Raw genomic sequence first — 11,180 nt, forward strand, 5'->3', positions numbered from 1 at the left:
TGACATTGACCTATATTGTGATACCATTTAAAACTAAAAGCTAAAATTTACAAGCCAATGGTTCGGATAAAATTTGGGCGTTTTAACTGGTTAGATAATGATTCGATCGCAGCTTGGACTTTTCTGGCCCCAGCTTGGCTGTTTCTGGGTACTTTTTTGATTTGGCCGATCGCCTATTTATTTTACCTCAGCTTTACTAGCGGCAGCTTTACCCAGTCGGGAGTGCGTTGGATTGGCTTGAACAACTACTGGCGTCTAGTCACCAACCCGGATTTCTGGCAAATTCTCCAAAACACGATCTATTTTACTACTGCTACAGTCATTCCCAGTTTAGTAATTCCTTTGGGCTTAGCAGTTTTGCTAAATCGCTCGTTTGCTTGGCGAGGAGCTCTCCGCACCGCTTATTTTATTCCTTCGATTACCTCTTTAGTTGCAGTTGGCTTGGGTTGGCGGTGGTTGTTTCAAACCGAAGGCCCGGTGAATAATGCGCTAATGGATCTCGGTTTAAATCCAATTCCTTGGCTGAGTAGCACAGTTTGGGCAATGCCAGTGATAATTCTGCTCAGTGTTTGGAAACAATTAGGCTTTAATATGGTAGTATTTTTAGCAGGATTGCAAGCAATTCCGGTAAATCGTTACGAAGCGGCCCAATTGGATGGAGCTAATGCTTGGCAGCAGTTTTTATACATCACTTTACCCGGCTTGCGACCGACTTTAGTATTTGCTACTGTCACTACTGCTATTTTTACCCTGCGGAGTTTCGAGCAAGTTTATGTCATCACCGGTGGCGGCCCTTTGAACTCTACTAATTTGCTAGTTTATTATATTTACGAGCAAGCTTTTTCGCAATTTGATTTTGGCTATGCAGCCGCAGCCGCAACTTTCCTGATGGCTTTAGCTTTGATATTAGTCTATTTACAACTAAAAGTTTGGGGCGAAGATGCTTGATATCACGTCCGCTAGCATCCTTCGTGTATGGTTCGTGTATGGGCGGGGCGGGTTTACGAGATTGTTTCTTTTAGGCAATTATGGTTGGCAAAACCCGCCCCTACGCGCACATTATACAATTAATCATGCCCATTGCCCAATTACCAATTCCCAGTATGGGCGGGGCGGGTTTACGAGATTGTTTGTTTTAGGCAATTATGGTTGGTAAAACCCGCCCCTTGTATCTTAAAAGAGTGAGTCAGTCGATCGCCACGTCATTGATTAGATCATACCGACAATCAGGCGATTGAGCCGACAAGTGGGCGATCGTACCGACAATCAGTCGATCGAGCCGATAATCAGTCGATCGTACCGATAAGCGGGCGATCGTACCGATAATCAGTCGATCGAGCCGATAATCAGTCGATCGTACCGACACTCAGGCGAGCTTACCTTCTTCTTGGTAAATCTAAAGAAACAAGAAAAGTTTCTGATTAAGATGCAAGTTTCAGTGGAAAGTGCTGTTTAAGGACATCAGAAATTGGTGAAGTTGGCCCGCCCCTTAGACGGAATAAGTCTGTTGCGTAGATAAGCTCCCATTACTGATGACAGGCGCACATTAAGCTGGACAGTATCTTAGGCTCTCGATCTTTTGATCGGGAAAGCCTGCATTGACAAGGTTAGTCTTCCATTGCCTGTCGGTTCTTTCATAAATCGGAGTACATCTGGAGCAAACAATGACATCAACAGTCTTAGGTATAGACATCAGTAAAAGAGACTTTCATGTCTCATTGCTGACTGAAAGTCGTGCGACTAAACCCCAAAAGTTTACTAACAATATTCAAGGGTTTGAGAGTTTGCATAACTGGCTCAAAAAACAAAGTGTAGTCGAACTCCATGCTTGTATGGAAGCTACTAGCATTTACGGAGAAGCCTTAGCCGAATTCTTGTATGGGGCTGGGTTTCAGGTGAGTATCGTCAATCCGGCTCGTATTAAAGGGTTTGCCAAAAGCGAACTTCTGAGAACTAAAACAGACTCCGTAGATGCAGCATTAATTGCCCGTTTTTGTGCGGCGATGAAACCGTCTCTGTGGACACCAACCGCACCAGAAGTTAAGGAATTACAAGCCGGCGTTGCGACGGCTCGAATCTGTGAGCGAAATGGCTACTCAAGAACAGAACCGTTTGGAAACAGCTACGCCAACTGTTGCTGGACTTACCCTTGCACATTTGGAGTACCTAGAAGAGCAACAAAAACTGATCAAAAAACTGATTAGCGACCATTTCGACCAGCACCCACATTTAAAACAACAGCGTGACCTCTTGACCTCAATTCCAGGAATTGGTGAACAGACGGCCTCGGTATTGTTAGCTGAAATTCGTGAGGTTTCTGATTATACCAATGCTCGTCAACTAGCAGCTTATGCGGGTTTAACACCCTGTGAACGCAGTTCTGGGACTTCGGTTAAAGGCAAAACTCGTTTGTCCTGCACCGGAAATGTCCGACTACGAAAGGCGTTGTATCTGCCTGCGGTAGTGGCAATGCGTTACAATCCGTTGCTAAAAGCTATGAGTGAGCGATTATTGGGTCGTGGAAAGGTAAAAATGCAAGTGATTGGTGCTTTGATGCGGAAGTTAGTGCATTTGGCTTTTGGGATTTTAAAGTCCCAAAAGCCTTTTGATCCGAATTATTTGACTGCTACCCCTTGACAGGTCAAGACAGTATCTACGCGCACATTATACAATTAATCATGCCCATTGCCCAATTACCAATTCCCAATTTTATATTCCATGTGCTTTGATGTTTGTTCAGCTTTGGCTTTTCCCAAAAGCCTGCAGACAACGTACAAAGACATATCAATTCCCGCAGCAATTCCCCCAGAGGTGATGATTTTGCCATTATCTACAAATCGCTTATTTTCGATAATAGTTGTGTTGGGAGCTAATTCTCTCAATAACTCCAAGGCCCCATGGTGTGTAGTTGCTTCCAAATTTTCCAACAAGTCAGCTTTTGCCAAAAGCAGGGAACCCGTACAGACAGAAAGCACTAATTCTGCTGTTCGCGCACAATCTTTTATCCAATTAATAACTGCTGAATTATCGATTAACTTTCTCGTACCTTGTCCTCCCGGTATAATTAAAATATCCGGTGCCGGACAATTGGAAATAGTGCAGTCGGGATTTACGCTCAAACCGTTGCGGGCGTTGACAGAACCGGGATGTTCGGCTACGGTAGAGACTGCAAAAGGTCGTGAAGCGAAGCTATCCCGAAGGGAATCGCCCTCACTTAATTCTGATGTCACCGAAAACACTTCAAAAGGACCTGCAAAGTCCAGGACCTCGACATCATCGAACATGAAAATAGCTACGTTCTTAGTTGGCATAAGACATACTTTTGATAGACGGCAAAAATATCGGCGATTTGTTATCGTAGAACTGGTATAATTTAAGTTATTAAAGCTATGCCGAAAAATATTCGCCATCGCGCCCTAAAAATCTGTCTTTTGTGTCTGGCTTGCGGGTTAGCAATTGCAGTTGCGCCAATTGTTACGCCCGCTCAATCCACAACTCAATTAGAGTTTCGCATTACTCAATTAGAAAGTCAAATTTCTGAACTCAGAGGACAAATCTACAGTTTGCAGAATCAAGCTTCTAGAGTTAACCTGCCTCAGTCTCCGAACCGTCCGAGTTCTGGTCGCACAAATCCTAGAATGCTGTCGGGAGACCCGATGTTTGACAATTTAGCAACTTTGGCAATTGAAACTAAGCAAGATGTTATCAAAATTAAAGAGCGGTTGTCAAAGCTAGAATCGTCTAGAAATCGCTAGAGAAGTCATTAGTCATTAGTCATTAGCCATTAGTCATTAGTCATTAGTCAGAAGGAAGGGGTTCAAGGGAAGAGGGAAGAAGTCTGTAGTCATTAGTTAGAAGGATGAAGTCATATTCTCGCCAACCCAAAACTCAAAACTCTCCCCCTCTCCTTCTCTCCCACTCTCCGACGTTGAGGTCGAGAACAGCAGGGTCTGCTAAAAGTTAACTTGCAGAACTATTCAATGATATGGAAATAAAAGGCTGCTACCACAAAATTGATAGCTAACAGCAACAGAAACCAGCCTGCGCGAAAGGTGTAAGGGAATTTGCCCGTTTTCATCACGGACTCGGATTTTAATTGGTTCTTCGCTATCTCTGCCATAGGTAAAGCTCCTAATTCATAATGTCACTGTATTTACAAATAGCAGAGAGCGTCGCACTTATGCACAATCCTCTAGAGTTATTTTTTGTAACAAGGAGTTTATACCGAGTGGAATTCAGATTAATTTCAATCGCTCTCTCCGGCGTGGTAGGAACTGCGGACGAGAGGCCCCGATCGCACGCGCTCAAACCCCATCTCCCGGGCGATCGACCCGAAACGGTCAAATTCGGTCGGCGTCCAGTATTTACGCACTGGGAGGTGCTCTAGAGATGGTCTCATGTATTGACCGAGGGTGAGTCGATCGCACTTGGCATCCCGCAAATCGGTCATCGCTTCGAGTATCTCGGCTTCGGTTTCCCCGTGCCCCAACATCAAACCCGATTTTGTGGGAATAGTTGGGTCATATTGCTTGACAATACGGAGAACGTCGATCGAGCGATCGTACTTGGCCCCCCTCCGCACCGGCCCTTGCAAGCGACGCACCGTCTCAATATTGTGGTTGTAACAAGCCGGTTTAGCCTCCACCACCGTGCGAATCCGATCTCGCTGCAACTCATCGAGGCCGAAATTCTCCCCCTCTGAACTCCTCCCCATTCCCCCCCAAAAATCCGGCGTCAGTACCTCAACTTCAGTATCCGGGTTAAGAAGGCGGATTTGGGCGATCGTCCTTGCAAACCAACCCGCACCCCCATCCGGCAAATCATCCCTCGCCACCGAAGTCAGCACCGCATAGCGCAAACCCAACAACTGCACAGCCTCGGCCACCTTTTGCGGTTCCTCCGGGTCGAGGGGCATCGGAGAATGACCTTTATCTACTTGACAAAAAGCACAAGCCCGGGTGCAAGTCGGCCCCATCAACAAAAAAGTCGCCGTTTTTTGCGCGTAGCACTCGCCCCGGTTGGGACATCTGCCCTCCTCGCAAATCGTGTGAATTTGCCGCTGTTTAATAATTTTTTGCACTTGGGAAAGTTCGCTAGCTTTGCCCACAGGCCTGCGTAACCACTCCGGCATCGCCTCGATTTCACCCCGCATTTGGGCAGCAACTGCTTTGACAGTAGGAGTTTTAGGAGTTTGGGGCGACATAAAATTAAGTGGCTATTGAGTTAATTTCTTTGATCGTATCCGAAATCAAAGTCCCTGAACTTGTAGGAGTATAACCCCAAATCAGAATTGCGCCTCCAGTTGGGCAAAACTAAAATCGCCCAGAATTCTGGGTAGAATTCTCTTAGGGATATACTTAAGGTTGCGAATCATCACTCATTACTGAAGGAGTCAGTCGTGGCTGGTCAAAAAATCTTAGTAATCGATGACAGTAAAGTCATCCGAGTCCGAGTCCGAGAGATGTTGCCTCAGGGTAACTTTGAAGTTCTAGAAGCAAAAGACGGCGAAGAGGGACTCAAACTGATCCGTCAAGCCCGTCCGAATCTAATTATGTTAGATTTCCTACTGCCCAAAGTCAGCGGTTGGGAAGTGTATCAAAAAGTGCAAGCCCATCCGGAGCTTTCTAAGATACCTTTGGTGATCATGTCGGGCCGCGAAGAAGAGGTGATGGAGAAAATTCCGAAACCCTTCGAGAAGCATTTTTTTGCATTCATCGCCAAACCCTTTGAGAAAAAGCAGCTAACCGAGGCGATCAAATCGGCGATGGTACTGGCGAAAAAGAAACCAGTGCCCGAAGCCCCAGCCGCCGCCCCAGCAGCCAGTCCCGGAGCGGGCGCCGCCGACATTCAGGCGATGACTGTGAAAATGGCGAAAATGCAAGCGGAAATTGATACACTCAAAAAACAAATGACTCAGGTGATTACGATCATCAAGCAGATGAAATCGAAATAATTCTGCTGTCTTTTCAAGGCACTGATGTAGAAAGCACTTATGTAGAAGAAAACTTCCACACCGTGAAACTTTCTCGCTTTGTCTCAATGGGTTCCCTTGTATCGGCATTTTTTTGCCAAATTGATTGTTTGAGCGAGTGCGATCGCCAACAGCCTGCAACTGGTTTCTCAAAATTCCCGTGAGAAAATTAATTAAAAGTTAAAAATCAAACAAGGGAGGAAATTAATTATTAATTTATATTAGGATTTTTAATTCCCGCTCGTTCCACGCTCAATAATCAACTCCTCAGTCTCATTTTTTTGGTTAATGACTAACGACTATTCCGATTTTTTGCCTCAACTGCGTGCCTCAACTGAGCAATTATTGAAAAGATTAGACTGCTTCGATCAAGCGCAGGTATTAGCGATCGGAGATTTGACCTTGGACGAGTTTCTTACCGGACAAGTAGAGCGAATTTCCCGCGAAGCACCTGTGTTGATTTTGCGCTACGAAAATACTCGGCAACTACCCGGAGGTGGCGCAAATGCTGTCTACAATTTAGCCAAACTGGGAGGCAAAGTAAAAGTTGCTGGTTTGGTGGGAAAAGACGACCAGGGAAAGGCTTTGTGCGGTATTTTTGAGGCGGCGGGAATTGATACGGCGGGCATTTTAATCGATTCGCAGCGTCCAACTGTCACCAAAACTCGAATTTCCGGACACGCGCGGCAGTCGGTGACTCAGCAAATTGTCAGAGTCGATCGCAAATCGGACGAGTTGCCGGATTTAGATTTGCAATTGCAATTGTCAGACTACATCCGGCAGCAAATACCGACAGTAGATGCCGTGGTTTGTTCCGACTACGGCGACGGAGTTTTGACGAATTTGGCGATCGAATCGGCAGTGGTTCCCGGCAAAACAATTGTAGACGCTCAAACAAATTTGCAGCGATATTCCGGAGCGCTGCTGTTTACTCCCAACTTGCCCGAAGCCGAGCAAGCAGTCGGATATGCTATCAAAAACCCTCAAACTTTAATGCAAGCAGGACGCGATTTGTTGAACTTAACTCAAGCTCAAAAAATCCTGATTACTCGCGGTGAAGAAGGGATGAGTTTGTTTGAAAAGGTGAACGGCGAAGAAATCAAAAATTCACCTTCTCCAACATCCACTTGTGAAAACGGGGAATTTGCCATTCAAAGTTGGGACATTCCCCCTTTTAACAAGACTGATGTATTCGACGTAACCGGTGCTGGAGATACAGTCGTAGCAGCAATGACTTTAGCTTTGTGCGTCGGTGCATCCGGTTGGGAAGCTGCTGTTTTGGGCAATTTGGCGGCTAGTATTGTTGTGCGTCAATTCGGTACGGCAACGACGACTGCAGAGGAAATGAAAGAAGCTTTGAAAACGATGATTGCACTATAGCATTTTGTCAGGTGCGGATCGGTCTGATTTTTGATGGAAAATGGGGGATTTTTAAGGGATCCGCACCCTACATTAGACTTGAATGGGATGCCTTCGCTTTACTGGTTACTGGTTCCCAGGCAGAGCCTGGGAACCAGTTAAAGAGCCTGGGAACAAGTTAAAATTCCCAATTCCCAATAACTACTTACTCTGTTTCAAAATTTGTCCCTTGTCCTCAATTGTCAAACCGCTATTGGGAAAATCGCTCTTTGTCAAACGGCCAATCAACCCCACACTCCTAAAATTGTTATCAACAGACGGAATGCCTCGCCCGTCAAGTTGGATGGGGATAATCTTACCAGAAACAAAATCTCCTCGCGGAGTCATTTTCACATCCAAAATCAGAGATTGACCGAGTGCTCCTGCTGTGGACAAAGTGCGATAACCCAAAAAATTGCCCAGGGAATAAGCAATCAATTTCCCTTTATAAAGTTCCATAGCTCTAATAACGTGCGGGCCATGTCCCAAAATCAAATCTGCTCCCGCATCAATCATCGTCCGCGAAAACAAAACCATATTTCCCCGGTTTTCTCCGTAAAATAATTCGTTTTTATTTCTCACATTCAGAGCTCCTGTTCCTTCAGCTCCAGCATGAACTGATATCACTACAATATCAGCGTTTTGCTTCGCTTTTTTGACAACCTCTGCTCCCGCTTTCAATTCCAGCAAGGAATTGTGAACTTCGCCGTAGTTGCTGAAACCGATAAAGGCAAAATTCACGCCCTTGACATTTTGATAAACAATTTGATTTTTTTTACCGACAGCCTTCATGCCGTTGCTATCGATGTTTTTAATCGTGTCCTTAAATCCCTGCTCGTTAAAATCGTAAGAGTGATTGTTGGCAATATTCAAAATATCAAAACCAACATCTTTGAAGATTTTGGCATAACTCGGGGGCGTCCGAAAGGCAAACAGCATTCGTCCGCCGCCTGCTTTGGAACTGTAAGGATAATCGGTCATCGTGCTTTCAAAATTGCCAAACAGAATATCAGCTCCTTTGAGGTACGGTTTTACCGACTCCAATAAAAGCTCTTTTTTTGCAGGCAGTTTGTTGTAGGGAAAATTCGTGCCCGGGATCATGTCGCCAACTGCTTTGATGCTGACAGTTGCGGGGACAGTGGCAGGTTTTTTTGTAGCCGCAGAGGGCGATTTTGGAGCTGGAAGGGGTTTGGCTGCGGGTGCAGGTGGGGGGGTCGAGCTCACTTTTTGTACCGCAGGCTTTGACCTTAGAGGGTTATTAGTAGGGGTGCTTGAGGATTTGTAAAGTTGAGAGGCCAGAACAAAACCGAATATCGGCACGAGAATCAGACTCAGAGCACGGGTTGACAGCCCAGATTTTTTAGTTTTAGTACCGACTAACTCGGGCTGCGGTGATGGCTTTTGCTGCCGTTGGTTTGTGGGTTTGGGAGTTGGGATTTGAGGGGGTTTGGGCTGGGATTTTTCTGGTATTTGAGTGTAGGCAGTTGTGACATTTTGAGTTGTTTCTAGCTTTGGCAAAGTCACAGGAATTGGGGAAGCGGGTAGACTCGCGGCAACGGCTGCACTCGCGGAAACTGCTGCACTCACGGGTGCGGGAGTCTGGCGTTTTTTTAATTCTATCGTCTGAGTCCAAGCCGGCAATTGCTGCCCACTCCGCCGTCCGTAAACTGTCAGCGAGTAAACGTTATTTGGTTGCAGCCGCTGCAACCCTTTGACTGCGACTCGGAGACAGGCTTCTTCTGCAGGCAATTGTTCTGCTTCCAGCAGCAGGTGCAGGCTGTCATTTTCCCGGCTGGCTTTAGCCGTGACGCCGAAGCTTTCGAGTGCTTGGCCGATCAGAAATGCGATCGCCCGGGCATCGCCTTCTTTTGCTAAATTTAAAATATCTTGTTGGCTCACCAATGCCTTTACTCTCACACTAGAAATTTAGCTCGATCTTATATCAAATTTGGCTGCACAGGATTAAATACTGATTGATTTAAATTAAGTAAGTGGGTACAAATAAACAAAACGTGGGGAGAGGGGCCTGCCTGAAACAGTCTACTCGCTCTCACTATAGCTCCTAACTAAACCCGCCCCTTGTTCGACAAGATAGTATGATTTTTTGCGCTTGCTTGCTGAATACAATATTTCCTAACGGTTATCTTAGCCGATCGCCCAAACACTTCTATCCGCCATAATTCCCCCCCTTGAAATTAACCTTAGTCAAATCAGCGCTCTCTTTCTTACAGCATTTTCGATAAAAAAACCCGGTTTCTGCGATCGAGAGTGCGTCTTAGAATGTAATGAAAATATTCGGTTTATTGGCTAATAATACACTATCAGAAGAACTACTGAGACACTCTATTAGATTGTTATAGCAATCCTAAATCAGTTTCAATAACTGGTTTAACTGGTTCCCAGGCTCTGCCTGGGAACCGATGTCCAGAGGCTCTGCCTCGGCGGAGACTATGGAGGCAGAGCCTCCGGATATGCGTTACCAGGCTCTGCCTGGTAACGAGTAACGGGACTTAAACAAATTTTAAGCCCAAACAAAGCCTAAACTGGCTTTATAAGCGGAGAATACGTCCCAATTTTGGTTCAACCATTTCACAAACCTAAAAGATATGGCTGTCCGAAATGCTTCGAGTGCATAGCGTAAAAGTGTTTAAAGATTTGTTTGCCCATCTACGCCTTAATCCTCCTGTTAAGGTATGCCAGAGAATGAAAGTGTAGGCACAAAACACCATAATAAAATGTCTTTTCAGGCTGGTTTCATCTCTGATTTGATATTCATTTAACCCCAACCAGCCCTAGGCTTCCCGATAGAAAACTTCGACCCAATTTCTTTGTGAATAAGTTTTTACTATCCACTCCTCTGTCGCTGTTGATAAGTCTACATTACTCATCAAATAATCTATTTCAGTGGCGGTATCGAAAGTATCTGCATTCATGACGATCGCTATTACTTTCTTACCCGTGCATTTTGATAATTCGACTTCTTTAATTGCTACCCATACTGTTCTCGGTTCTTCGAGATTGAGTTGAACTTTTGTGAAAGCCTCTAGAGGCAAGGCTTTGGTTAAATTGTCAACTCGAATTTCCTCTGTTCTATCTACTGTTTTTTGAATGATTACTTTGCGATTCTTGGCGATGACTCCGATGTATTTTAATTTTCGGCTTTCTAATTCTTGTAAAAAACTGGTGTTATTACCATACCCTGCATCCATCAAGACTATTCCTGGCTTATAGCCTCTCGCTAAGGTTTTGTCGATTAAATTTATGGCTATTTCTGGCTTTTTCTTGAATTCTGGGTCATCTTTTCCGAATGGTAATGAATCGGCTTTTTTATATAATTCAATATCTAATGGTAGGCTCTTCTTACCATCATATAGATGACTTGTAACTACTACTACCCCATTATCAGTTTTTCCGATTTGTCCGATGTATTGTCTTCCTACACCTGCGGTAAAGTTACCACTTTTTCGGTGACCTGAATCATCTATTATCAGGCTAAATCCTCGACTAATCTTGGCGCAAGTTACACTGATTCATTACGTCTAGGCGACGTTGATTGACCTCATTGAATGACCAAGGCGCTGCTGTTAAAAAATGATGTAATTTGTGGTAAGTTACTCCCACGGCGTTTGCTGCCATCTGCGACAAGTTTTTTCGCTCCCGAGCTCCCAATAATCCCCCTAAATAGTTCCTAAACTCTCGTTTTTGGGCAAGATGACCAAAAATATCGTCAAATCTTTGACACCATCTATCGAAGCAGGGGGGCATCGCGGCAGGGGTTGTCTCTTTCATTGGTCATTCTTTAACGTTATAT

Annotated in this window: 11 protein-coding genes and 1 pseudogene; 6 read left to right on the plus strand and 6 right to left on the minus strand. The window is 45.0% G+C overall.

What is annotated here, in order from left to right:
- Nucleotides 1-57: 57 nt before the first annotated feature.
- Nucleotides 58-948: a carbohydrate ABC transporter permease gene (locus ACUVJL_RS16480; protein WP_445246838.1), complete on the plus strand. Its 891-nt coding sequence runs from the start codon at nucleotides 58-60 to the stop codon at nucleotides 946-948.
- A gap of 238 nt (nucleotides 949-1,186) precedes the next feature.
- On the opposite strand, the gene ACUVJL_RS16485 is transcribed toward ACUVJL_RS16480, so the two are convergent.
- Nucleotides 1,187-1,366, minus strand: coding sequence for a hypothetical protein (locus ACUVJL_RS16485; protein ID WP_445246839.1), 180 nt, complete (start codon nucleotides 1,364-1,366; stop codon nucleotides 1,187-1,189).
- A 298-nt stretch (nucleotides 1,367-1,664) separates the two neighbouring features.
- Here ACUVJL_RS16485 and ACUVJL_RS16490 point away from each other — a divergent pair, with 298 nt between their 5' ends.
- Together ACUVJL_RS16490 and ACUVJL_RS16495 are read left to right on the plus strand one after the other, a co-directional pair.
- Nucleotides 1,665-2,204 (plus strand): IS110 family transposase, encoded by a 540-nt coding sequence (locus tag ACUVJL_RS16490; protein WP_445246840.1) that lies wholly within the window; start codon nucleotides 1,665-1,667, stop codon nucleotides 2,202-2,204.
- The gene (locus ACUVJL_RS16495) at nucleotides 2,089-2,637 is read left to right on the plus strand and encodes an IS110 family transposase (RefSeq protein WP_445246841.1); all 549 of its coding nucleotides are present in this window, start codon (nucleotides 2,089-2,091) and stop codon (nucleotides 2,635-2,637) included. Before ACUVJL_RS16490 ends, ACUVJL_RS16495 begins: the two co-directional genes overlap by 116 nt.
- Nucleotides 2,638-2,693: 56 nt before the next feature.
- Here the strand turns inward: ACUVJL_RS16495 and ACUVJL_RS16500 are convergent, their stop codons facing one another.
- On the minus strand, nucleotides 2,694-3,311 hold the full coding sequence (locus ACUVJL_RS16500; RefSeq protein WP_445246842.1) for a DJ-1/PfpI family protein: 618 nt from the start codon (nucleotides 3,309-3,311) through the stop codon (nucleotides 2,694-2,696).
- Nucleotides 3,312-3,389: 78 nt separating this feature from the next.
- Here ACUVJL_RS16500 and ACUVJL_RS16505 point away from each other — a divergent pair, with 78 nt between their 5' ends.
- Entirely contained in the window at nucleotides 3,390-3,755 is a 366-nt protein-coding gene (locus ACUVJL_RS16505) for a hypothetical protein (protein ID WP_445246843.1), read from the plus strand.
- A gap of 218 nt (nucleotides 3,756-3,973) precedes the next feature.
- On the opposite strand, the gene ACUVJL_RS16510 is transcribed toward ACUVJL_RS16505, so the two are convergent.
- Both ACUVJL_RS16510 and lipA read right to left on the minus strand, forming a co-directional pair.
- Nucleotides 3,974-4,120: a photosystem I protein PsaX gene (locus ACUVJL_RS16510; protein WP_333107338.1), complete on the minus strand. Its 147-nt coding sequence runs from the start codon at nucleotides 4,118-4,120 to the stop codon at nucleotides 3,974-3,976.
- 126 nt (nucleotides 4,121-4,246) lie between these two features.
- Nucleotides 4,247-5,203: a lipoyl synthase gene (gene lipA, locus ACUVJL_RS16515; protein WP_445246844.1), complete on the minus strand. Its 957-nt coding sequence runs from the start codon at nucleotides 5,201-5,203 to the stop codon at nucleotides 4,247-4,249.
- Nucleotides 5,204-5,398: 195 nt separating this feature from the next.
- On the opposite strand from lipA, the gene ACUVJL_RS16520 reads away from it, so the two are divergent.
- Both ACUVJL_RS16520 and ACUVJL_RS16525 read left to right on the plus strand, forming a co-directional pair.
- On the plus strand, nucleotides 5,399-5,953 hold the full coding sequence (locus tag ACUVJL_RS16520; RefSeq protein ID WP_445246845.1) for a response regulator: 555 nt from the start codon (nucleotides 5,399-5,401) through the stop codon (nucleotides 5,951-5,953).
- Nucleotides 5,954-6,259: 306 nt separating this feature from the next.
- On the plus strand, nucleotides 6,260-7,351 hold the full coding sequence (locus tag ACUVJL_RS16525) for a bifunctional heptose 7-phosphate kinase/heptose 1-phosphate adenyltransferase (protein WP_445246846.1): 1,092 nt from the start codon (nucleotides 6,260-6,262) through the stop codon (nucleotides 7,349-7,351).
- A 180-nt stretch (nucleotides 7,352-7,531) separates the two neighbouring features.
- Here the strand turns inward: ACUVJL_RS16525 and ACUVJL_RS16530 are convergent, their stop codons facing one another.
- Together ACUVJL_RS16530 and ACUVJL_RS16535 are read right to left on the minus strand one after the other, a co-directional pair.
- Complete coding sequence (locus ACUVJL_RS16530; RefSeq protein WP_445246848.1) at nucleotides 7,532-9,268, minus strand: CapA family protein; 1,737 nt, start codon at nucleotides 9,266-9,268, stop codon at nucleotides 7,532-7,534.
- 622 nt (nucleotides 9,269-9,890) lie between these two features.
- Nucleotides 9,891-11,158 (minus strand): annotated as a pseudogene (locus ACUVJL_RS16535) (IS701 family transposase).
- Between the last annotated feature and the right edge of the window lie 22 nt (nucleotides 11,159-11,180).

This window comes from Microcoleus sp. OTE_8_concoct_300, assembly GCF_031383065.1.
Lineage (GTDB): Bacteria > Cyanobacteriota > Cyanobacteriia > Cyanobacteriales > Microcoleaceae > Microcoleus.

Bases quoted from the DNA above. Each gene is read 5' to 3' on its own strand.
- ACUVJL_RS16480 (WP_445246838.1), top strand. From the start codon at position 58: ATGGTTCGGATAAAATTTGGGCGTTTTAACTGGTTAGATAATGATTCG.
- ACUVJL_RS16490 (WP_445246840.1), top strand. From the start codon at position 1,665: ATGACATCAACAGTCTTAGGTATAGACATCAGTAAAAGAGACTTTCAT.
- ACUVJL_RS16495 (WP_445246841.1), top strand. From the start codon at position 2,089: ATGGCTACTCAAGAACAGAACCGTTTGGAAACAGCTACGCCAACTGTT.
- ACUVJL_RS16500 (WP_445246842.1), bottom strand. From the start codon at position 3,311: ATGCCAACTAAGAACGTAGCTATTTTCATGTTCGATGATGTCGAGGTC.
- ACUVJL_RS16505 (WP_445246843.1), top strand. From the start codon at position 3,390: ATGCCGAAAAATATTCGCCATCGCGCCCTAAAAATCTGTCTTTTGTGT.
- ACUVJL_RS16510 (WP_333107338.1), bottom strand. From the start codon at position 4,120: ATGGCAGAGATAGCGAAGAACCAATTAAAATCCGAGTCCGTGATGAAA.
- lipA (WP_445246844.1), bottom strand. From the start codon at position 5,203: ATGTCGCCCCAAACTCCTAAAACTCCTACTGTCAAAGCAGTTGCTGCC.
- ACUVJL_RS16525 (WP_445246846.1), top strand. From the start codon at position 6,260: ATGACTAACGACTATTCCGATTTTTTGCCTCAACTGCGTGCCTCAACT.